Source organism: Rhizobium sp. M1 (genome assembly GCF_002531805.1).
In the GTDB taxonomy this organism is placed as follows: domain Bacteria; phylum Pseudomonadota; class Alphaproteobacteria; order Rhizobiales; family Rhizobiaceae; genus Rhizobium; species Rhizobium etli_C.
On sequence record NZ_NWSW01000017.1, the window covers coordinates 109,757 to 129,966 of the forward strand.

The 20,210-nt window shown below is 63.2% G+C and carries 21 protein-coding genes; 6 read left to right on the forward strand and 15 right to left on the reverse strand.

All coding sequences use genetic code 11. The annotated features are described in order from the left end of the window. Positions 1–4: 4 nt before the first annotated feature. The 9 genes from phnD to phnG form a co-directional block, all read right to left on the reverse strand. Complete coding sequence (gene phnD / locus CO655_RS18010) at positions 5–916, reverse strand: phosphonate ABC transporter substrate-binding protein (RefSeq protein ID WP_097581302.1); 912 nt, start codon at positions 914–916, stop codon at positions 5–7. Between the two features lie 69 nt (positions 917–985). Then, positions 986–1,828, reverse strand: a complete 843-nt coding sequence (phnC, locus tag CO655_RS18015) for a phosphonate ABC transporter ATP-binding protein (protein WP_097665740.1) — start codon at positions 1,826–1,828, stop codon at positions 986–988. A gap of 145 nt (positions 1,829–1,973) precedes the next feature. Beyond that, positions 1,974–2,564 (reverse strand): DapH/DapD/GlmU-related protein, encoded by a 591-nt coding sequence (locus tag CO655_RS18020; RefSeq protein WP_097665742.1) that lies wholly within the window; start codon positions 2,562–2,564, stop codon positions 1,974–1,976. Next, positions 2,561–3,268: a phosphonate C-P lyase system protein PhnL gene (gene phnL, locus CO655_RS18025; protein ID WP_097581305.1), complete on the reverse strand. Its 708-nt coding sequence runs from the start codon at positions 3,266–3,268 to the stop codon at positions 2,561–2,563. The genes CO655_RS18020 and phnL overlap by 4 nt, the downstream gene beginning before the upstream one ends. A 37-nt stretch (positions 3,269–3,305) precedes the next feature. Beyond that, complete coding sequence (gene phnK / locus CO655_RS18030) at positions 3,306–4,082, reverse strand: phosphonate C-P lyase system protein PhnK (protein WP_097665744.1); 777 nt, start codon at positions 4,080–4,082, stop codon at positions 3,306–3,308. Beyond that, positions 4,079–4,954, reverse strand: a complete 876-nt coding sequence (locus tag CO655_RS18035; protein WP_097665746.1) for an alpha-D-ribose 1-methylphosphonate 5-phosphate C-P-lyase PhnJ — start codon at positions 4,952–4,954, stop codon at positions 4,079–4,081. Before CO655_RS18035 ends, phnK begins: the two co-directional genes overlap by 4 nt. Then, the gene (locus tag CO655_RS18040) at positions 4,951–6,057 is read right to left on the reverse strand and encodes a carbon-phosphorus lyase complex subunit PhnI (protein ID WP_097608110.1); all 1,107 of its coding nucleotides are present in this window, start codon (positions 6,055–6,057) and stop codon (positions 4,951–4,953) included. Before CO655_RS18040 ends, CO655_RS18035 begins: the two co-directional genes overlap by 4 nt. A gap of 4 nt (positions 6,058–6,061) precedes the next feature. Next, positions 6,062–6,670: a phosphonate C-P lyase system protein PhnH gene (gene phnH, locus CO655_RS18045; protein ID WP_097665748.1), complete on the reverse strand. Its 609-nt coding sequence runs from the start codon at positions 6,668–6,670 to the stop codon at positions 6,062–6,064. Continuing rightward, the gene (gene phnG, locus CO655_RS18050) at positions 6,670–7,146 is read right to left on the reverse strand and encodes a phosphonate C-P lyase system protein PhnG (RefSeq protein ID WP_097608112.1); all 477 of its coding nucleotides are present in this window, start codon (positions 7,144–7,146) and stop codon (positions 6,670–6,672) included. Before phnG ends, phnH begins: the two co-directional genes overlap by 1 nt. Before the next feature lie 163 nt (positions 7,147–7,309). On the opposite strand from phnG, the gene phnF reads away from it, so the two are divergent. Next, positions 7,310–8,047 carry a phosphonate metabolism transcriptional regulator PhnF gene (gene phnF / locus CO655_RS18055; RefSeq protein ID WP_097665750.1) on the forward strand — a complete coding sequence of 246 codons (738 nt, stop codon included), beginning with the start codon at positions 7,310–7,312 and terminating at the stop codon, positions 8,045–8,047. Positions 8,048–8,086: 39 nt separating this feature from the next. Here phnF and CO655_RS18060 read toward each other — a convergent pair whose 3' ends face one another. The 6 genes from CO655_RS18060 to mepA all read right to left on the reverse strand — a co-directional run bounded on the left by CO655_RS18060 (position 8,087) and on the right by mepA (position 14,099). After that, on the reverse strand, positions 8,087–8,722 hold the full coding sequence (locus CO655_RS18060; RefSeq protein ID WP_004673523.1) for a 2,3-bisphosphoglycerate-dependent phosphoglycerate mutase: 636 nt from the start codon (positions 8,720–8,722) through the stop codon (positions 8,087–8,089). A 21-nt stretch (positions 8,723–8,743) separates the two neighbouring features. Next, on the reverse strand, positions 8,744–9,568 hold the full coding sequence (gene dapB / locus CO655_RS18065; RefSeq protein ID WP_097665752.1) for a 4-hydroxy-tetrahydrodipicolinate reductase: 825 nt from the start codon (positions 9,566–9,568) through the stop codon (positions 8,744–8,746). Between the two features lie 15 nt (positions 9,569–9,583). Next, complete coding sequence (locus CO655_RS18070) at positions 9,584–11,371, reverse strand: ABC transporter ATP-binding protein (RefSeq protein WP_097608116.1); 1,788 nt, start codon at positions 11,369–11,371, stop codon at positions 9,584–9,586. A 122-nt stretch (positions 11,372–11,493) separates the two neighbouring features. Next, positions 11,494–12,519: a glucokinase gene (locus CO655_RS18075; RefSeq protein WP_097608117.1), complete on the reverse strand. Its 1,026-nt coding sequence runs from the start codon at positions 12,517–12,519 to the stop codon at positions 11,494–11,496. 17 nt (positions 12,520–12,536) lie between these two features. Continuing rightward, complete coding sequence (locus CO655_RS18080) at positions 12,537–12,917, reverse strand: methylglyoxal synthase (RefSeq protein WP_097581316.1); 381 nt, start codon at positions 12,915–12,917, stop codon at positions 12,537–12,539. An 84-nt stretch (positions 12,918–13,001) separates the two neighbouring features. After that, the gene (gene mepA, locus CO655_RS18085) at positions 13,002–14,099 is read right to left on the reverse strand and encodes a penicillin-insensitive murein endopeptidase (protein ID WP_097665754.1); all 1,098 of its coding nucleotides are present in this window, start codon (positions 14,097–14,099) and stop codon (positions 13,002–13,004) included. A gap of 47 nt (positions 14,100–14,146) precedes the next feature. Between mepA and CO655_RS33445 the strand changes: the two genes are divergently transcribed. The 5 genes from CO655_RS33445 to CO655_RS18105 all read left to right on the forward strand — a co-directional run bounded on the left by CO655_RS33445 (position 14,147) and on the right by CO655_RS18105 (position 20,204). After that, the gene (locus CO655_RS33445) at positions 14,147–14,353 is read left to right on the forward strand and encodes a hypothetical protein (protein ID WP_141514334.1); all 207 of its coding nucleotides are present in this window, start codon (positions 14,147–14,149) and stop codon (positions 14,351–14,353) included. Next, a complete protein-coding gene (locus CO655_RS18090; protein ID WP_097608119.1) occupies positions 14,354–16,183 on the forward strand; it encodes an extracellular solute-binding protein in 1,830 nt (609 codons plus the stop codon). It abuts the gene before it with no gap. Between the two features lie 150 nt (positions 16,184–16,333). Next, complete coding sequence (locus CO655_RS18095; protein WP_097665756.1) at positions 16,334–17,422, forward strand: microcin C ABC transporter permease YejB; 1,089 nt, start codon at positions 16,334–16,336, stop codon at positions 17,420–17,422. Then, positions 17,422–18,570 carry an ABC transporter permease gene (locus CO655_RS18100; RefSeq protein WP_097665758.1) on the forward strand — a complete coding sequence of 383 codons (1,149 nt, stop codon included), beginning with the start codon at positions 17,422–17,424 and terminating at the stop codon, positions 18,568–18,570. The genes CO655_RS18095 and CO655_RS18100 overlap by 1 nt, the downstream gene beginning before the upstream one ends. Continuing rightward, positions 18,567–20,204: an ABC transporter ATP-binding protein gene (locus CO655_RS18105; protein ID WP_097665760.1), complete on the forward strand. Its 1,638-nt coding sequence runs from the start codon at positions 18,567–18,569 to the stop codon at positions 20,202–20,204. The genes CO655_RS18100 and CO655_RS18105 overlap by 4 nt, the downstream gene beginning before the upstream one ends. The last annotated feature ends 6 nt before the right edge of the window (positions 20,205–20,210 follow it).

Genomic DNA, 20,210 nt, shown 5'->3' on the forward strand with positions numbered 1-20,210 from the left:
AGGATCAGCCGCCGATGACGGCTTTGCGAGCATCGATGATCGTCTGGTAGAAGCTCTGGTCGACCGGCGACCAGTCAACGTAGCCGCCGCCGGTGAACGATTCGAAGCAGCTCATGTCCTTCTTCGGCAGCTCTGCGAAGTAAGCGGTAACCTTCTTCTGGAGATCGGCCGGCAGCTTCTGGGAAACCATCAGCGGGCCATTCGGGATGAGCGGCGACTTCCAGACCTGGACGATATCGTCCATGTCGAGCAGACCCTTCGCGACCATCTGGTGCAGGTTGCCTGAGGTGTAGCCCTGTGCCCAATCGCCCTGAGCGGAACCGAAGGTGGTGCCGACATCGAACTTCTTGTCGAGAACACCGAGGACGAGGTTTTCGTGGCCGCCGCCAAAGCCGGTTTCAGAGAAATACTGCTTGACGGGAACACCGATGTCCTTCGGCAGGGCAACGTTCGGGACAAGGTAGCCCGAGGTGGAGTCCGGATCGGCAAAGCCGAGCTTCTTGCCCTTGGCGTCGGCGAGCGTCTTGATGCCTGAATCCTTGCGGGCCACCATGATCGAGTAGTAGCCGGTCGAACCGTCGGCCTGCTTGGTCGTGAGAACCGGGGTAACGGCGTTCGGATCCTTGAGGTAGATAGCCGCGTACGAGGAGGCGCCCATGACGGCGAGATCGATCGTGCCGCCGAGAAGGCCCTGGATGACGCCGTTATAGTTCGGCGACGGGAAGAGCTGCACTTCGGAAACGCCGGTGGCGGCGATCAGGCCCGGCTTGACGCACTCGGTGCGACGCACCTGGTCGGCTTCGTTTTCACCGCCATCGAGACCGATGCGGAGGACTTTGACGTCCTGAGCGGCGGCATTGCCGGCGAGGGCGGCTACGGCGATGGTTGCCATCAAAATCTTGCGGAATGCAGACATGGAAGTCTCCTGTTGTGATGTGGCTTGTCAGTTGGTTCTCCGGCCGTTGTCCCGTCGGCCAGACACGGGTCAATGCATGGCGGCTGTTTTGGCCATCATGCCGGATGATGGGGCCCCGGCGCGGCGCGCGGATTCGAGGCTGGTCGACGTCATGGTTTCGTCGATGCCGGCGCCGTCCTTGTCAGTCCCGTAGATCGCCTTCACCGCTTCGGCGGTCAGCTCGGACGGCTTGCCGTCGAAGACGACGCGGCCGCCGGCCATGCCGACGATGCGCTCACAATAGTTGCGGGCGGTATCGAGCGTGTGCAGGTTGGTGATGACGGTGATGCCCTCGCGCTCGTTGATGTCGCGCAGCGCATCCATGACGATCTTGGCGTTCAGCGGATCGAGCGAGGCGATCGGCTCGTCGGCAAGAACCATCTTCGGGTTCTGCATCAGCGCGCGGGCGATCGCCACGCGCTGCTGCTGGCCGCCGGAAAGCGTGCCGGCCGCCTGCAGCGCCGTCTGCTCGATGCCGAGGCGTTCGAGGGCCGCGATCGCGTGCACGCGTTCCTCGCGGGTGAAGATGTTGAGCAGGCTCAGGAACGTCGAGCGGTGATTGAGGCGGCCGAGCATGACATTGGTGAGAACATCGAGGCGCGGCACCAGGTTGAACTGCTGGAAGATCATCGCGCAGTCGCGCTGCCAGTTGCGCAGCGCCCGGCCGCGAAGCCCGGAGACCTCGACACCGGCGAATTGGATGGAGCCGGAGCTCGGCTCCTGAAGCCGGTTGATCATGCGCAGAAGCGTCGACTTGCCGGCGCCGGAACGGCCGATGACGCCGACCATCTGGCCCTGGGGAATGGCGAGGGTGACGGTATCGACGGCGAGCTTGTTTCCGAAACGGCGGGTGACATCCTTCAGCTCGAACATCATGCTCTTCCCCTTGCACTCCAGGCCTTGGTCAGCATCGCCTTAGTCCCGCTTGATGAACCTCAAATGTCATATTTGTGTAGTTCGTGTCACAAATCGCCGCGCCTATATCGGAGGTTTAACCGTCGTAGCGGGCCAGGAAATCTTACGCGCTCAGGTTGCGAAAATCCTGCAGCGCCAGGCGCAGCCGGTCGTGCTCCCAGTCCCACCAGGCGAGCCGGTCCATACGTTCGCCGACCGCTTTCGAAAAGCGCTCGCGGATGAGTTTGGCCGGCACGCCGCCGACGATCGAGTAAGCCGCGACGTCCTTGGACACGACGGCGCCGGCGCCGATCACCGCGCCGTTGCCGACGCTGACGCCCGGCAGGATCGTCGCCCCGTGGCCGATCCAGACGTCGTTGCCGATCGTCACGCGGCTTGCGCGCCGCCAGGCGAAGAAATCCTCCTCCGTGTCGGCGTCCGGCCAGTAGTCGGCGGCGCGATAGGTGAAATGATGCAGCGTCGCCCGCCAGGTCGGATGGTTGGTGGCGTTGATGCGCACGGCGGCGGCGATATTGACGAACTTGCCGATCGTCGCGCACCAGACGGAGCCGTCCTGCATGATGTAGGAATAGTCGCCGAAGGTCGCCTCGCTGATGCGGCAGCGCTCCGACACTTCCGTATAGCGCCCGAAGGTGGAATCGCTGACGGAGGCCGTCTCGTGGATAGAGGGTTCGATATCAAGCTTGCGGCTCATGCGGCGATCCTTCGCGGCGAGAACTGCTGGACGTCGAGAATGCGGTCGGCGACCGCTTCGCGCACTTCCTCGTCGTGGAAGATGCCGAGAAGGGCGACGCCCGCCTGCTTCTTTTCCGAGATCATGCTGACGACGACGGCGCGGTTGCGGGCATCGAGCGAGGCTGTGGGTTCATCGAGAAGCAGGATCGTATGCTCGGTGATGAAGCCGCGGGCGATATTGACGCGCTGCTGCTCGCCGCCGGAGAAGGTGGCGGGCGGAAGCTGCCACAGCGCCTCCGGCAGATTGAGCCGGGCAAGCAGGGCGCCCGCCTTTTCCCGTGCGGCGCCGGCTTCCTCGCCACGCGCCACCAGCGGTTCGGCAACCACGTCGATTGCCGCGACGCGCGGCACGGTGCGCAGGAACTGGCTGACATAGCCGAGCGTATTGCGCCGCACGTCGAGCACGGTGCGCGGATCGGCGGCGGCGAGATCGACGACGCGCCCGTCATGGCGGATGAGGATCTGGCCGGTGTCGACGGCGTAATTGCCGTAGATCATCTTCAGCAGCGAGCTCTTGCCGATGCCCGATGGGCCGCCGAGCACGACGCATTCGCCTGAAGCGACCGAGAAGGCGACATCGGAGACGACGGGCAGCCGGATGCCGTCGCGCAGGTGCATGGTGAAGCTCTTCGAGACTTCGGAAACGACGAGGGGCGTTGGCATGATGTCTTCTTCCCTGGTTTTGGACCTGCAGCGGCGCTCAGACCTGCAGGATCGAGGAAACGAGCAGTTGCGTGTAGGGTTCGCGCGGATCATCGAGCACCCGGTCGGTGAGCCCGTGTTCGATGACGTAGCCATCCTTCATCACCATCATGCGGTGCGACAGAAGCCGGGCGACGGCGAGGTCGTGGGTGACGATGATGGCCGAGAGGCCGAGATCGTTGACGAGGCCGCGCACGAGATCGAGCAGGCGCGCCTGCACCGAGACGTCGAGGCCGCCGGTCGGCTCGTCCATGAAGACGAGGCGTGGGCCGGTGACGAGGTTGCGGGCGATCTGCAATCGCTGGCGCATGCCGCCGGAAAAGGCGCGCGGCTGGTCGTCGATGCGGTCGGCATCGATCTCGACGCGTTCCAGCCAGTCTATGGCGGTGGAGCGGATATTGCCGTAATGCCGGTCGCCGATCGCCATGAGGCGTTCGCCGACATTGGCGCCGGCAGAAACCGTCATGCGCAGCCCGTCGGCCGGGTTCTGGTGCACGAAGCCCCAGTCGGTGCGCATCAGGAAGCGGCGCTCGGCCTCGTTCATATGGTAGAGGTCGCGGTAGCTGCCGTCGCGCATGTTGTATTCGACACTGCCGGTGGTCGGCATCAGCCGGGTGGAGATGCAGTTCAGCAGCGTCGTCTTGCCCGAGCCGGATTCGCCGACAATGGCGAGCACTTCGCCGGGCCAGAGCTCGAAGGACACATTGCGGCAGCCGATGCGGTTGCCATAGAACTTCGAGAGGTCGTTGACTTTGAGAAGCGGCGTATCGGTCATTCTGCAGCCTCCCGGGCCAGCATTTCGCCGGCATGTCCGTGTGCTCGGCAATCTTCGCAATGGTCGGTATCGGAGCAGACGAACATGCGCCCGCCTTTGTCGTCGAGGATCACCTCGTCCAGATAGACGTCCTCGGCGCCACAGAGAGCGCAGGGCTTGCCGAAACGCTGGATTTCGAAGGGATGGTCTTCGAAATCCAGGCTGACGACATCGGTATAGGGCGGCACGGCATAGATGCGCTTTTCGCGGCCGGCGCCGAAAAGCTGCAGCGCTTCCGACTTATGCATCTTGGGATTATCGAATTTCGGCGTCGGCGAGGGATCCATGACGTAGCGGCCATGAACCTTGACCGGATAGGCATAGGTCGTGGCGATGCGGCCGTTGCGGGCGATATCCTCGTAGAGCTTCACGTGCATGAGACCGTATTCTTCCAGCGCATGCATTTTGCGCGTCTCGGTCTCACGCGGTTCGAGGAAGCGCAGCGGTTCGGGGATCGGCACCTGGTAGACGAGCACCTGGCCGGCCTTGAGCTTTTCCTCAGGGATGCGGTGGCGCGTCTGGATGATCGTCGCCTCGCTTGTATGCGTCGTCACCGCGACATTGGCGACCTTCTGGAAGAAGGCACGGATGGAAACGGCGTTGGTCGTGTCGTCGGCGCCCTGGTCGATGACCTTCAGCACGTCGTCGGGTCCGATGATCGAGGCCGTCACCTGCACGCCGCCGGTGCCCCAGCCGTAGGGCATCGGCATTTCGCGCGAGGCGAAGGGCACCTGGTAGCCGGGAATGGCGATCGCCTTTAGGATGGCGCGGCGGATCATCCGCTTGGTCTGTTCGTCGAGATAGGCGAAGTTGTAGCTGGCCAGATCGCTCATTCGGCGGCCTCCTTCATGTCTTCGTCGCTGTTGCGGGCGGCTTCGAATTCGCGGCGCATGCGGCGGACGAGATCGAGTTCGGCCTGGAAGTCCACATAATGCGGAAGCTTCAGATGCTCGACGAAGCCGGTTGCCTGGACGTTGTCGGAATGCGAGATGACGAATTCCTCGTCCTGGGCCGGCGCGGTGATATCCTCGCCGAGCTCTTCGGCGCGCAATGCACGATCCACCAGCGACATCGCCATCGCCTTGCGCTCGCTCTGGCCGAACACCAGGCCGTAGCCGCGGGTGAATTGCGGCGGCGCCTTGGCAGAGCCCTTGAACTGGTTGACCATCTGGCATTCGGTGATCTGGATCGTACCGAGCGAGACGGCGAAACCGAGTTCCGGCACGTCGAATTCGACTTCGACCTCGCCGATGCGGATCTCACCGGTGAAGGGATGGTTGCGGCCGTAGCCGCGCTGGGTGGAATAACCGAGCGCCAGCAGAAAGCCTTCGTCGCCGCGGGCGAGCGCCTGCAGGCGCAGGTCGCGGCTCATCGGGAATTCCATCGGCTCGCGCGTCAGGTCGCCGACCTCGTGATCCTCCGGCATGTCGCCGTCTGCTTCGATCAGGCCTTCCTCGCCGAGGATTTCGGAGACGCGCATGACGCGGCCGGTCTCGGCGGTGCGCTGTGCCGGCGTTTCGACTGCCTCGTCGGCAAGCAGCGACGGGTCGAGCAGCCGGTGCGTATAGTCGAAGGTCGGCCCGAGAAGCTGGCCGCCCGGCAGATCCTTGTAGGTCGCCGAGATGCGCCGTTCGATCGTCATATCAGCCGTGTCGAGCGGCTTGGAATAACCGAAGCGCGGCAGCGTCGTGCGATAGGCGCGCAGCAGGAAGATCGCCTCGATCATGTCGCCGCGCGACTGGCGGATGGCGAGTGCGGCGAGCGTACGGTCGAAAAGCGAGGCCTCGGCCATGACCCGGTCGACGGCGAGCGCCAGCTGCGCGACGATCTGGTCGATGCCGATCGCCGGCAGCGACCGGTCGCCGCGCCGGCGGTCGGCAAGCAGGCGGTGGGCATTGGCGATGGCGGCCTCGCCACCCTTGACGGCAACATACATGAGCTCAGATCTCCGTTGCGGTGATCTTGGTGGTGCGCGGCAGGCAGAGGAAGCGCTTGCCCGAGGTCAGCACGATGTCGATGCCGCGCGGAAAGAGCGCGCGGTTCTCGGTCCAGAGCCGCAGGAAGGTCTCCGGCAGGCCAACCGGCGCAATGTCCGCGACACTCTGGATGCCGGGGCCGATCAGCGCCAGCCTGCGCCCACCCTCGAGGTCGGAAAGTTCGATGATGAGCGTCGTCGAGCGGTCGGGATATTCCTGCGTGCCAGAGGCGAAGAGGCCGAAGGGGCAAAGCGCAGTTCCGGCTTCCGTGAAGGCGAAGCGTGCCTCGGCCTTCTCCTTGGTCAGCGGCGCGCCGGCGTGGAAGCCGAGCCATTCCGGCACGGTGGATTTCGTCAGCCCCTGCGAAAGCCAGACCGGCGTGTCGTGGTCGCAAAGCGTCAGCGCGATCGCGCCGGCGGCGATGCCGAGCGGCGCAGGCGGCGCGACATCGGGCTGAACGGTCTGGATCGTCCCGGGACGGGCCATGCCGTCCATCAGCATCTTGAAGACGCTCTGGGCATGGAAGACCGGCTCGGCAAAGCCGCCGGTCAAGGCTTCCGTCTTGAAACCCATCAGTTGTCTCCCCGCACCATGGTGAAGAAATCGACGCGGGTCGCCGCCGTCTCGTCGGCCTTGCGGCGTTCGGCATCGGCGATCCGCTCAGTGATCGGTAAAAGCAGCGCCCGTTCGACGAAATCCTTCGTCGCCTCCTCCTGCCAGAGCGCATCGAAGATCGCCGCAAGCCGCGCCTTCTCACGGTCGGTGCCGAGCGCCTGCGCATGGCCGACCGAGCCGGAGTCGAGCCGGACCGTCGCGCGCGTCACCGTCACTTCGCCAAGATTGAAGGGAGCGCCGCCGCCGCCGATGCGTCCGCGCACCATCACCAGCCCGGTCTCCGGTCCACGCACCGGATGCGCCGCAGGCTTTTGCGGCAACGCATCCCAGGCCGCCGAGAGTTCGCTGCGCTCTGCGCGCGCCAGCAGATCGGCGACGCGTTTGCGCTCCGATGCCGTCTGTGACGCAGCGTTGTTGCTGTCCGCTGATATCATCGCCGCTTCCTCTAAAATGTCTATTGATATAGACAATCATACAAGCTATATCTAGTCCTAAATCGATGCCGTGACAAGCGTGTGACATCCTGCAGCGCGGCCACGTCTTTTCAGGCGCGTGTAGAGTGTTAAAAAGGCGCGAAATGGCAGGGCAGGGGATGGAATGGCGGGACTGAAGCAGGTGCAAAGGCAGACCGGCGTGGCGCTCTGGCGCCAGATCGCCGACCGGATTCGCGAGGCGATCGGCAATGGAGCCTATGATGAAACCGGAATGGTGCCGCCAGAAACCGTTCTGGCGCTGCAATTCGGCGTCAACCGGCATACGGTGCGCAGCGCCTTGGCAGCCTTGGCACAGGAGGGCATCGTCCGGGCGGTGCAAGGTCGCGGCACGCTGATCGAACGCAAGGAGCGGCTGAATTTCCCGATCACCAGGCGCACCCGTTTTACCGCCGGCATCGGCGATCAGGCGCGCGAGATGCGCGGCCTGCTGCTCGATGAGGTGAAGGAGGAGGCGAGCCCCGAGAGCGCCCGCTGGCTGGGGCTGAAGCCGGGAGCAACGGTGATCCGGCTGGAAACGCTGCGCGAGGCCGACAAGCGGCCGGTGTCAAAAGCGACGAGCTGGTTTCCCGCCGAGCGTTTCGCCGGGATCGGCGAGGCCTACCGCAAACATCAATCGATCACCAAGGCTTTCGCCGAACTTGGGTTGGCGGATTATGTCCGGGCGACGACCGAGGTGACGGCGGCCCATGCCGATACGGCCGATCTGGCCGATCTCGAACTCACCCCCGGGGCGATCCTTCTGATCGCCAAGGCGATGAATACCGATCTCGACGGCGTGCCGGTGCAATATTCGATCAGCCGGTTCGCGGCCGACCGGGTGCAGTTCACCATCGAGAACTGAGGACGGCCTTCCCTGTCGGTGCAGGGAAGGCCGTTGGCTTCAATGTGCGCCGGACATGTCGCCGAGCACTTCCTTGGAAGCGACGGTGGAATCGGCGTTCAGCTTGTAGACCATGGGAACGCCGGTCGCGAGGTTGAGGGCAAGTACGCCTTCCTTGGTCAGCTTGTCGAGCACCATGACGAGCGAGCGCAGCGAATTGCCGTGTGCGGCAACCAGCACCTTCTCGCCCCTGAGCACGCGCGGCAGGATCTCCGTGAGATAATAAGGCCAGACGCGGGCGCCGGTGTCGCGCAGGCTCTCGCCGCCCGGAGGCGGTACGTCGTAGGAGCGGCGCCAGACATGGACCTGTTCCTCGCCCCATTTGGCGCGGGCATCGTCCTTGTTGAGCCCGGAGAGGTCGCCGTAGTCGCGCTCGTTCAGCGCCTGATCGCGGATCGTCTGCAGGTCGGGCTGGCCGACCTTGTCGAGAATGAGCTTCAGCGTGTGTTGGGCGCGCACCAGCGCCGAGGTGTAAGCGACGTCGAATTTGATCCCGTATTCGGCAAGTGCTGCGCCGCCGGCATTGGCTTCCTGGATGCCGAGTTCAGTCAGATCGGGATCCTTCCAGCCGGTGAAGAGATTCTTCAGGTTCCAGTCGCTCTGGCCGTGGCGAACGAGGACGAGGGTTCCGCTCATGAATATATCTCCGAAATGTCGTTATTGGGAAGAAAGCCCGAGCACGTCGAGCATGGAATAGAGACCCGGCTTCTTGTCGCGCGCCCAGAGAGCCGCCTTGATGGCGCCGCGCGCGAAGATCGAGCGGTCGGCCGCACTGTGCGACAGGGTGACGATTTCGCCTTCTCCGGCGAAAAGCACGGAATGCTCGCCGATGACGGAGCCGCCGCGCAGCGTCGCAAAGCCGATCGTGCCGGCTTGCCGAGCGCCGGTATGGCCGTCGCGCACCCGGACCGATTTCGAGGCCAGATCGATGCCGCGCCCCTTGGCCGCTGCCTCGCCGAGAAGAAGCGCGGTGCCGGAAGGCGCATCGACCTTGTGCTTGTGATGCATTTCCAGGATTTCGATATCCCAGTCATCAGGATCGAGCGCCCGGGCGGCCTGCTCGGCGAGCACGCTGAGCAGATTGACCCCGAGGCTCATATTGCCCGACTTGACGACGCGGGCATGGCGGGCGGCCGCGGCGATCCTGGCATTGTCGTCTTCCGAGCAGCCGGTGGTGCCGACGACATGGACGATGCGGGCCTGGGCAGCGAGGCCCGAAAATTCCACCGTCGCCGCCGGCGAGGTGAAGTCGAGCACGCCTTCGGCATGCAGGAAGGCATTGAGCGGATCGTCGCCGATGATGACGCCGGTCGGGCCGAGCCCGGCAATCTCGCCGGCATCCTTGCCGACGTACGGCGAACCGGGGCGCTCGACGGCGGCATGCAAAGTCACGCCCTCGATGGAATGGATGAGCCGGATCAGCGTCTGTCCCATGCGCCCTGCCGCGCCGACCACCACCAGTTTCATCGCAGCATCGCTCATTTCAGTCTCACCAGGTCAGTTTAGATCGGAGGCCGAAGGCCTCTGCAAATTGTTGAGGCGAGCGTAAAGACCGTCGCTGACCTTCGCAAGCGTCTCGTGATTGCCTTCTTCCACGACCCGGCCCTGCTGCATGACGACGATCTTGTCGGCGCGCACCACGGTTGAAAGCCGGTGGGCGATGACGACGACGGTGCGTCCGGTCATCGCCTCGTCGAGCGCCTTCTGCACAGCGGCTTCGGATTCGGTGTCCAGCGCCGACGTCGCTTCGTCGAGAAGCAGGATCGGAGCATTGCGCACCAGGGCCCGCGCAATCGACAGCCGCTGGCGCTGGCCGCCCGACAGCGTCACGCCGTTTTCGCCGACCGGCGTATCGTAACCCTGCGGCTGGGCGCAGATGAAATCATGCGCATAGGCAAGCCGGGCTGCCTCCTCGACCTCGGCATCGGTCGCTTCCGGCCGGCCGTAGCGGATATTGTCGCGGATCGTGCCCTCGAACAGGTAAGGCTGCTGCGAGACATAGGCGAGCTGCTGGCGCAGCGACTTCTTGGTGATGTGGGCGATGTCCTGCCCGTCGATCAGGATCTCGCCCTCGCGTGGGTCGTAAAAGCGCGGAATGAGGTTGATGACCGTGGATTTGCCGGCCCCCGAGGGCCCGACCAGGGCCGTCGTCGCGCCGCCCTCGGCGATGAAGCTGACGCCGCTCAACACGCTCTCATTGCCGTAGCCGAAGGAAACGTTGCGGAATTCGATCTTGGCTTGCGTCACCGTCAGCGGCTGAGCATCCGGCAGGTCGCGCTGGCGCGGCTCCATGTCGAGCAGTTCGTAGATCATCCGCGCATTGACGACGGCGCGCTCCATCTGCACCTGCAGGCGCGCAAGCCGACGGGCCGGGTCATAGGCCAGCAGCAAGGCGGTGACGAAAGAGAAGAAGGCGCCCGGCGGCACGTTGTAATAGATCGAGCGGTAGGCGGCATAGGCCAGCACGCTGGCGACGGCAAAGCCCGCGAAGCTCTCGGTCAGCGGCGAGGTGCGTTCTGAAAGCCGGGCAATCCGGTTTGCTCGGTTTTCGGCGCCTTTGATCAGTTTATTGACCTTGCGTTCCAGCTCCTCTTCCATCGTGAAGGCTTTCACGATGGCGATGCCCTGGATCGTCTCCTGCATGGCGCCCAGCACGTGGCTGTTCAGATGCACGGCCTCGCGGGTTGCCGAGCGCAGCCGTTTGGAAACATAACGCAGCGCATAGAGCAGCGGCGGCGCCATGATGAACACGGCAAGGCTGAGCAGCGGGTCCTGGAGGACCATCACGCCGATCAGCGAAACGAAGGTCAGGAGGTCGCGGACCGTCGAGGTGATCGTCAGGTTGAGCACGTCGCGGATGCCGCTGACGTTCTGGCTCACCTGCGCGGCGATATGGGCCGAGCGCGCCTCGCTGAAGAAGCCGACGGAAAGCGTCATCAGATGCGCGTAAAGGCGGCGCTGATATCGGGCGACGATATCGTTGCCGACCTTGGAGAGCGCCACCGCCTGACCGTAGCTCGCAAAACCGCGCAGCACGAAGGCGACGAAGATCGAAAGACAGATGATCCAGACGACGTCGGCGCGGCGATTGGCGAAGGCCTCATCGATGATCGCCCGCATGATCCAGGCAGTGAACGCCGTCGAAAGCGCCACGATGATGAGGCAGGCAATCGCGAAGACATAACCCCAGAGATGGTCGCGGCCGTTTTCAGCGATGATGCGCTTCAGGATGCCGGTGACGGTATCGCTGCTGACGCTCTGCTTTCTGCTTTCCGCCGCTTCCAATAATGAGCTTTCCTGTCTCGACCCAACGCGGCGCAGGGGCGACGCGTGCTTTTGGCGGCTCTATAAAGAGTTGGGATCGGTTTGGCTAGAGTGCGGCGCGTCCGGGTGGGACGCGCACTGGATCAGCGCCGCCAGCGGCGGCCTTCCGTCGAGACGCCGAAATTGGCCGGCATGCGCGCATAGGAGGAAAGCCCGGCAAGGGCTGCCAGCGGGTGCGTCACGACATAGGTCGGGATGGTGCGAAGCAGGGCGGTATGCGGAGCCTTGTCCTCGAAGGCCGCGCGGAATTCCGGCTTCTTCAGGGCCGGGAGAATCTTCTGCGAGATGCCGCCGGAGAGGTAGACGCCGCCGCGTGCCATGAACACCATCGCCATGTCGCCGGCCACGCGGCCGAGATAGGTGGCGAATAGCGAGACGGTCTCGACGGCGGCCTTGTCGCTGCCGGCAAGCGCGTGCGAGGTGATGTCGGCCGGATCCTTCATCGTCGGCTGGATGCCGTCGACGATGCAGATGGCGTTATAGAGATTGACGAGGCCGCGCCCGCAGAGGATCTGCTCGGCCGAGACGCGGCCTTCGATCGTCTCGATATGCGGAAAGATCTCATAGTCGCGCTTGCTGCGCGGCCCGAGATCGATATGGCCGCCTTCGCCCGGGACCGGGATCCAGCTGTGTTGGGCATGCACGAGCCCGCCGACGCCGAGGCCGGTGCCGGGTCCGAGCACGACGCGCGACGCGATCATGTCGCCGGTGGCATTGCCGATGCGCTCGCGGTTTTCATCCGACAGGGCGGCGATCGCCAGTGCCTGTGCCTCGAAATCATTGACGACGAGCACGTCCTCGATGCCGAGGCCCTCTATCATCGTTCTCGGCCGCACCACCCAGTCGCAATTGGTGAGCGGGATCTCGTCGTCGTTGATCGGGCCGGCGACGGCGAGGATCGCCGAGCGCGGCTGCACCGCGGTCTTGTCGAGCACGCCCTTTTGGATCGCTTCGTCGATCGTCGCGAAATCCGCCGTGCGCACGTTCGGAAACTGTTTCGGCTCGGCATAGGCATCGGACAGGATGGAGAAGCGGGCATTGGTGCCGCCGATATCGCCGATCAGGATCGGGAAGGGCAGCGGAGCGGTGCTGTGGTTCGGTTTTGGCATGGCCGGTTCCGTGCTGATCAGGCTTCGAGGGTGGGAAGGAGCTTTATAGCGGTCGCATGGTTGAGAGCCATCGGAATGTCGTAGACGATCGCCAGCCGCATCAGCGCCTTCACGTCGACATCATGCGGCATCGGCGTCAGCGGGTCGACGAAGAAGATCAAGGCATCCACCTCACCGGTCGAAATCAGCGCGCCGATCTGCTGGTCGCCCCCAAGCGGCCCGCTTTTCAGCCTGACGACGTCGAGGTCGGGCACGGCATCGAGCACCCGCCCGCCGGTCGTGCCGGTGGCGACGATCTTCCAGCGCGAGAGAAGGTCCTTATTGGCGCGGGCGAACGCGGCCATGTCGTCCTTCTTCTGATCATGCGCAATCAATGCGAGGCATTTGCCGCCGGCCATCAATCCCTCCGACCCAATAATTCAATCGATTTGACCGCTTCTATACCAAGAATTTGCGATTTGAAAGACAGCGCCGGGCGCACCTCATTGGACCACCGGCTTGTCGTTCGGAACCGGGCCGACATCGGGCAGTTCTCCGTCGTCATCGTCGGCGGCCGGCGCCGCCGCCGGCGCGGCGGCAAGCGCGCTCGCGGCAGAAGGTCCGCCCGCGGCGGAAGGTCCGCCGTAGGTGGCGGCCTGCATCGAGGTGACGGAAGCGGCGTCGAGCACGGCGGCGCAGGCCTTCGGCATGTCGGAGACCATCATCTCGCGCGGCGGCTTCGGCGGCTTGGCGTCGGGTTTTGGCGGTTTCGGCGGCGCCCAAGGCGCCGGCGTGAACCAATAAGCGAGCGACTTGTCGCAGCCGTCTCCCGCGGCGACGGCTGCTTGCGGGGTGCATCCGGCTGCACCGGGCGGGCACTTCATACGGATGTGAAAATGCGAGTCATGGCCGTATATCGGCCGGAGCTTGCCGAGGTTGGTGCGATCGCCCGTCCAGGTGTCGCACATCTTTTTCTTGATGGCGGGATTGACGAAAATGCGCTCCACCTGGGGATAGCTTGCCGCCAGCATCAAGAGCCGCGCCCGCGATTCCGTCCATACTTTGGGGTTGACGGTCAGGAACTTGTTCTTTTGCAGCATGGTGGTGAAAGGCAGGTTCTCGCGCTCCTCGGCCGTCAGGCGGCGAGCCGGCATCGGCGTGAACCATATATCGGCATCGAGGCCGATCTGGTGCGAGGAATGGCCGTTGAGCATCGGTCCGCCGCGCGGCTGGGCGATGTCGCCGACGAGGATGCCCGGCCAGCCGGCATAGTTGACCGCATCCTGCGAAAACCGTTCCAAGAGCGCGATCATCGCGGGGTTGCCCCAGCGGCGGTTGCGCGAAAGCCGCATCGCCTGCCAGGTCGGCCCGTCGGTCGGCAGCGCCACAGCGCCGGTCATGCAGCCCTTGGCATAAAAGCCGATCGGCTGCGCCGGCCCCTGCGTCGGCAGGCTGGCGCCTGCGAATAGCGCCTTGGCGCTGCCCGGGCTTGGCGTCTTCTGCTCGGCGCCGACGTCGCCGGCGGCAAGGCCTGCGCCGATTGCGCCGGCGAGCGCCAGTCTGCCGAATGTCCTGAAAGATTGAGCGAAGCCGAAAGCCATGCTGTTTCCTTAAGTCGATGCCGAAGTGATTTGCGCTGGAATCTATCGTGAAAAGCGATTTTGGTGAATCGATGATTTGGCGGACAGGCGCAGGAGGAACCGGTGACGGATCGCCGCAGCGCCGCCGAACCCGCCCTTGGACAGGAGCTGGCGGTCTCAAAATTTCGCGAGCCCGGCAAAAACCAAACTCTTTCCTGTTTTTCGCCCCTATTTCTCGTATTGTCGAATCCATCAATATTCAGGGGAAAGTGTGAATGGCTCTGTGGTCGAAGATCGGATTGTTTCTATCGCTTGCGGGGCCCCTGGTGCCGTTGACGGCAGCGGCTGAGGAGCAGCCGTTCCAGATAGGAAGCTCGGTCATCAGCGAGATGAAATACAAGCCGGGCTTCGCCCATTTCGATTACGTCAACCCCAATGCTCCGAAAGGCGGCGACCTGCGCCTTTCCGCAAGCGGCGCCTTCGACACCTTCAACCCGCTGCTGGCCAAAGGCCAGACGGCGGTAGGCCTGTCGCTCGTATACGACACCTTGATGAAGCCCGCTGATGACGAGCTGCTTGTGTCCTATGGCCTGCTTGCCGAAGGGCTGTCTTTCCCCGCCGATGTTTCGAGTGCGACCTTTCGCCTGCGCAGGGAGGCAAAATGGGCGGACGGGCAGCCGGTCACGCCAGAGGATGTCATCTTCAGCCTGGATAAGACCAAGGAGCTCAATCCCGTCACCGCGAACTACTATCGGCACGTGGTAAAGGCCGAAAAAACCGGCGATCGCGACGTCACCTTCACTTTCGACGAGAAGAACAACCGCGAGCTTCCGAATATTCTCGGCCAGTTGGTTGTCGTGCCGAAACATTGGTGGGAGGGGCAGGGATCGGACGGCAAGCCCCGCGATATTTCAAAGACGACGCTCGAGCCCGTAATGGGGTCTGGACCTTATAAGATTGCATCCTTCTCGCCCGGAGCGACGATCCGTTATGAACTGCGCGACGACTATTGGGGCAAGGATCTCAATGTGAATGTCGGCCAGAACAATTTCCGCAACGTCATCTACACCTATTTCGGTGATCGGGACGTCGAATTCGAGGCCTTTCGCGCCGGCAACAGCGACTATTGGCAGGAAACCACAGCTGCCCGCTGGGCGACGGGATATGATTTCCCTGCAGTGAAGGAAGGACGCGTCAAGAAGGAGGAAGTCAAAAATCCGCTGCGCTCCACCGGCATCCTGCAGGCGCTCGTGCCCAACATGCGGCGCGACCTGTTCAAGGACATCAGGGTCCGCCAGGCGCTGAATTACGGTTTCGATTTTGAGGAGCTGAACCGCACGGTTGCCTTCAACAGCTACAAGCGCATCGACAGCTACTTCTGGAACACCGAACTCGCCTCCACCGGCCTGCCGCAGGGACGTGAACTGGAAATATTGCAGGGCATGAAGGACAAGGTTCCGCCCGAGGTCTTCACGACGCCTTACACCAATCCCGTCGGCGGTGACCCGCAGAAAAGCCGCGACAACCTTCGAAAGGCGATTGCACTGCTGAAAGACGCTGGCTGGGAGATCAAGAGCAATCGCATGGTCAATACCAAGACCGGCCAGCCGATGAGCTTTGAGATACTGTTGTCGAGCCCCATGTTGGAGCGCTGGGCGGTCCCTTATGCCAACAATCTCAAGAAAATCGGTATAGATGCGCGCGTGCGGACAGTCGATGCGTCGCAAGCTGTCAACCGCGAACGCAGCTTCGACTACGATATGATCTGGAATGTCTGGGCGCAGTCGATGAACCCCGGCAACGAGCAGGCCGACTATTGGGGATCCGGCTCGGTGAACCAGCAAGGCTCCCAAAATTATGCCGGCATCGCCAATCCGGCGGTCGACGAACTCATCCGCATGATCATCTTCGCGCCGAACCGCGATGAACAGCTCGCGGCAATCAAGGCGATGGACAGGGTCCTGCTTGCAAACCACTACGTCATTCCGCTGTTCTATCGCGGTACCCAGAACATCGTCTATTGGAACACGATTACCCATCCGGCCGAATTCCCGGCTTACAGCCTTGGCTTCCCCGATGTCTGGTGGTCAGCCTCGGCAAAATGAGCGGGCTTGCAATGCTGGGGCTCTGGGCTCCAAATGGCACGAGCGAATCACGGAAAGCCGGCAGGGCCGGCAAGGGAAGGCTGGCGGATTGAGCGGCATTAGACTGGACGGCAGGCAGACAAGAAGAAGATTTCCGGAGGCTGAAGGCTGATGGGCGCCTATGTCATTCGCCGCCTGCTTTTGATGATTCCGACCATTATCGGCATCATGGCGATCTCTTTCATCGTCGTGCAATTCGCCCCCGGCGGTCCGGTCGAGCAGGTGATCGCGCAATTGACCGGCCAGGCCGATGGCGCCGACCAGCGCCTGTCGGGAGGCAGCGACCTGATGGGCGATGGAGGAGGGGACGAAGGCTCCAGATATCGCGGCGCCCAGGGGCTCGATCCGGAACTGATCGCCAAGCTCGAAAAACAGTTCGGTTTCGACAAGCCGCCGCTGACGCGCTTTGGCGAAATGATGTGGAATTACATCCGCTTCGATTTCGGCGAGAGCTTCTTCCGCAACACCTCAGTGCTCGACCTCATCAAGGAGAAGCTGCCAGTGTCGATCTCGCTCGGCATCTGGATCCTGATCTTCTCCTACGCCATCTCCATCCCACTCGGCATTCGCAAGGCGGTCAAGGATGGGTCGACCTTCGATGTCTGGACGTCGGGCGTCATCGTCGTCGGTTACGCCGTGCCGAGCTTTCTCTTCGGCATCCTGCTGATCGTGCTTTTCGCCGGCGGCTCGTTTTACGACTGGTTCCCGCTGCGGGGACTCGTCTCCGACAATTTCGACCAGCTCGCCTGGTGGCAGAAGCCGCTCGATTATTTCTGGCACCTCACTTTGCCGCTGATCTCGCTTTCGCTTGCCGCTTTCGCCACAACGACGCTGCTCACCAAAAATTCCTTCATCGAGGAGATCAAGAAGCAATATGTCGTCACCGCCCGTGCCAAGGGCCTGAACGAGCGGCAGGTGCTTTACGGCCATGTGTTCCGCAATGCCATGCTGATCATCATCGCCGGTTTTCCAGGCGCCTTCATCTCCGCCTTCTTCACCGGCTCGCTGCTGATCGAGAATATCTTCTCGCTCGATGGTCTCGGCCGCCTCGGCTATCTCTCGGTAGTCAACCGGGATTATCCGATCGTCTTCGCGACGCTCTACATCTTCTCGCTGCTCGGCCTTTTCGTCAGCCTGATCTCCGACCTGATCTACACCTGGATCGATCCGCGCATCGATTTCGAGCGGAGGGATGTCTGATGGACGCTGCCGCAAATCCTGCCGTCGCAACCCCGGTCAAGCCGCCGCGCAAGGGCCTGCTGTCGCCGACCAATATCCGCCGCTGGAAGAATTTCCGGGCGAACGGCCGCGGCTACTGGTCGCTGTGGCTGTTCCTGCTGCTCTTCGTGCTCAGTCTCTTCGCCGAATTCCTCGCCAACGACCGGCCGATTGTCGCCTCTTACAAGGGCGAGATCCTGTTTCCGGTGCTGATCGACTATCCCGAGGAGAAGTTCGGCGGCTTCCTTGCCGAAACCGATTACCGTTCCTCGGTGATCGCAGACGAGATCAACGCCAATGGCTGGATGATCTGGCCGCCGGTGCGTTATTCCTACCGCTCGGTCAACTCCAACATCCCGCATTCGGCGCCGACTGCTCCTTTCTGGCTGATGACCAAGGAGGAGCGCTGCTCCGGCTATCCTGAAGGGGTGAACGATCCCGCCTGCACGCTCGGCAATCTCAACTGGCTCGGCACCGACGATCAGGCCCGCGACGTGCTCGCCCGCGTCATCTACGGCTTCCGCATATCGGTGCTCTTCGGCCTGGCGCTGACCATCTGCTCGGCGATCATCGGCGTGACGGCCGGCGCGGTTCAGGGTTATTTCGGCGGCTGGACCGATCTTTTGCTGCAGCGCTTGATCGAGATCTGGTCGTCAATGCCGGTGCTTTACATCCTGCTGATCATCGCCGCCATCCTGCCGCCCGGCTTCTTCGTGCTGCTCGGCATCATGCTGCTCTTTTCCTGGGTCGGCTTTGTCGGCGTCGTGCGCGCCGAATTCCTGCGCGCCCGCAATTTCGAATATGTGCGCGCCGCCCGCGCCCTTGGCGTCAACAACCGCACCATCATGTGGCGCCATCTGCTGCCGAACGCCATGGTCGCGACGCTGACCTTCCTGCCCTTCATCCTCTCCGGCTCGATCACGACGCTGACCTCGCTCGATTTCCTGGGCTTCGGCATGCCGCCGGGCTCCCCCTCGCTCGGTGAGATGATCGCCCAGGGCAAGACCAACCTGCAGGCGCCATGGCTCGGGCTGACGGCCTTCTTCGCCATGTCGATCATGCTGTCCCTGCTGATCTTCATCGGCGAAGCCGTGCGCGACGCCTTCGACCCGAGGAAGACGTTTCAATGAATGACATGACAGAACCGCTCCTTTCCGTCCGCGATCTCTCGGTTGCCTTTCATCAGGGCGGCGAAACCTCGCTTGCCGTCGATCGGATCTCCTTCGATATCGCCAAGGGCGAGGTCGTGGCACTGGTCGGCGAATCCGGTTCCGGCAAGTCGGTCTCGGCCAATTCGATCCTGAAGCTTTTGCCCTATCCTTCCGCAAGCCATCCCTCCGGCGAAGTCCTGTTCAAGGGCAAGGACCTCTTGAAGGCGTCGGAGCGGGCGTTGCGGGAGGTGCGCGGCAACGACATCACCATGATCTTCCAGGAGCCGATGACCTCGCTCAATCCGCTTCATACGATCGAGAAGCAGATCGCCGAAATCCTCGCCCTGCACCAGGGCATCACCGGCCAGCCGGCGCGCCAGCGCGTGCTGGAACTGTTGAACCAGGTCGGCATCCGCGAGCCGGAGAAGCGGTTGAAGGCCTATCCGCACGAACTATCCGGCGGCCAGCGCCAGCGCGTCATGATCGCCATGGCGCTCGCCAACCGGCCGGAATTGCTGATCGCCGACGAGCCGACCACGGCGCTCGACGTCACCGTGCAGGCGCAGATCCTCGAACTGCTGCGGCAATTGAAGGCGGCGCACGGCATGTCGCTGCTGTTCATCACCCATGATCTCGGCATCGTGCGCAAATTCGCCGATCGCGTCTGCGTGATGACCAAGGGGAGGATCGTCGAAACCGGAACCGTGGAGGAGGTCTTCGCCAATCCGAAGCACGATTATACCCGGCACCTCCTTGCCTCCGAGCCGCGCGGCGAACCGCCCCTTGCCGATCCGTCGAAGCCGGTGGTGATGGAAGGTTCCGACATTCGCGTCTGGTTCCCGATCAAGGCGGGGCTGATGCGCCGTGTCGTCGACCACGTCAAGGCAGTCGACGGCATCGATCTTTCGCTGCGCGCCGGGCAGACGCTCGGCGTCGTCGGCGAGTCCGGTTCCGGCAAGACGACACTCGGCCTGGCGCTGACGCGGCTGATCTCCTCGCAAGGACGGATCGCATTCGTCGGCAAGGATATAGCCGGCTATTCGTTCAGCGAGATGCGGCCGCTGCGCAACCAGCTGCAGATCGTCTTCCAGGATCCTTATGGCTCGCTGAGCCCGCGCATGTCGGTCGGCGATATCATTGCCGAAGGGCTGAAGGTGCATGAACAATCATTGAGCGCCGAAGAGCGCGACCAGCGCGTCTGCTGGGCGCTGGAGGAGGTCGGTCTCGACCCTCTGACCCGGTGGCGTTACCCGCATGAATTTTCCGGAGGCCAGCGCCAGCGCATCGCCATTGCCCGCGCCATGGTGCTCAAACCGCGCTTCGTCATGCTCGACGAGCCGACCTCGGCCCTCGATATGAGCGTCCAGGCCCAAGTGGTCGATCTCCTGCGCGACCTGCAGAAAAAGCACGACCTCGCCTATCTCTTCATCAGCCATGATCTGAAGGTGGTGAAGGCGCTTGCCAACGACGTCATCGTCATGCGTTTCGGCAAGGTGGTGGAGCAGGGGCCCTCCTCGGAAATCTTCCGTGCTCCGAAGGACGATTACACCAAGGCGCTGATGGCCGCCGCCTTCAACATCGAGGCGGTGCCGACGCCCGCCGTGCAGCAGTAAAGAACA

What these genes read in the sequence shown, in the direction of transcription:
- CO655_RS18105 (WP_097665760.1), top strand. Translation starts at nt 18,567, where the DNA reads ATGAATGACATGACAGAACCGCTCCTTTCCGTCCGCGATCTCTCGGTT.
- phnK (WP_097665744.1), bottom strand. Translation starts at nt 4,082, where the DNA reads ATGACCGATACGCCGCTTCTCAAAGTCAACGACCTCTCGAAGTTCTAT.
- phnG (WP_097608112.1), bottom strand. Translation starts at nt 7,146, where the DNA reads ATGATATCAGCGGACAGCAACAACGCTGCGTCACAGACGGCATCGGAG.
- CO655_RS18020 (WP_097665742.1), bottom strand. Translation starts at nt 2,564, where the DNA reads ATGAGCCGCAAGCTTGATATCGAACCCTCTATCCACGAGACGGCCTCC.
- CO655_RS18095 (WP_097665756.1), top strand. Translation starts at nt 16,334, where the DNA reads ATGGGCGCCTATGTCATTCGCCGCCTGCTTTTGATGATTCCGACCATT.
- CO655_RS18060 (WP_004673523.1), bottom strand. Translation starts at nt 8,722, where the DNA reads ATGAGCGGAACCCTCGTCCTCGTTCGCCACGGCCAGAGCGACTGGAAC.
- CO655_RS18100 (WP_097665758.1), top strand. Translation starts at nt 17,422, where the DNA reads ATGGACGCTGCCGCAAATCCTGCCGTCGCAACCCCGGTCAAGCCGCCG.
- CO655_RS18080 (WP_097581316.1), bottom strand. Translation starts at nt 12,917, where the DNA reads ATGGCCGGCGGCAAATGCCTCGCATTGATTGCGCATGATCAGAAGAAG.
- dapB (WP_097665752.1), bottom strand. Translation starts at nt 9,568, where the DNA reads ATGAGCGATGCTGCGATGAAACTGGTGGTGGTCGGCGCGGCAGGGCGC.
- phnF (WP_097665750.1), top strand. Translation starts at nt 7,310, where the DNA reads ATGGCGGGACTGAAGCAGGTGCAAAGGCAGACCGGCGTGGCGCTCTGG.
- CO655_RS18090 (WP_097608119.1), top strand. Translation starts at nt 14,354, where the DNA reads ATGGCTCTGTGGTCGAAGATCGGATTGTTTCTATCGCTTGCGGGGCCC.
- phnC (WP_097665740.1), bottom strand. Translation starts at nt 1,828, where the DNA reads ATGTTCGAGCTGAAGGATGTCACCCGCCGTTTCGGAAACAAGCTCGCC.
- CO655_RS18075 (WP_097608117.1), bottom strand. Translation starts at nt 12,519, where the DNA reads ATGCCAAAACCGAACCACAGCACCGCTCCGCTGCCCTTCCCGATCCTG.
- mepA (WP_097665754.1), bottom strand. Translation starts at nt 14,099, where the DNA reads ATGGCTTTCGGCTTCGCTCAATCTTTCAGGACATTCGGCAGACTGGCG.
- CO655_RS18035 (WP_097665746.1), bottom strand. Translation starts at nt 4,954, where the DNA reads ATGAGCGATCTGGCCAGCTACAACTTCGCCTATCTCGACGAACAGACC.
- phnL (WP_097581305.1), bottom strand. Translation starts at nt 3,268, where the DNA reads ATGCCAACGCCCCTCGTCGTTTCCGAAGTCTCGAAGAGCTTCACCATG.
- phnH (WP_097665748.1), bottom strand. Translation starts at nt 6,670, where the DNA reads ATGGGTTTCAAGACGGAAGCCTTGACCGGCGGCTTTGCCGAGCCGGTC.
- CO655_RS18040 (WP_097608110.1), bottom strand. Translation starts at nt 6,057, where the DNA reads ATGTATGTTGCCGTCAAGGGTGGCGAGGCCGCCATCGCCAATGCCCAC.
- phnD (WP_097581302.1), bottom strand. Translation starts at nt 916, where the DNA reads ATGTCTGCATTCCGCAAGATTTTGATGGCAACCATCGCCGTAGCCGCC.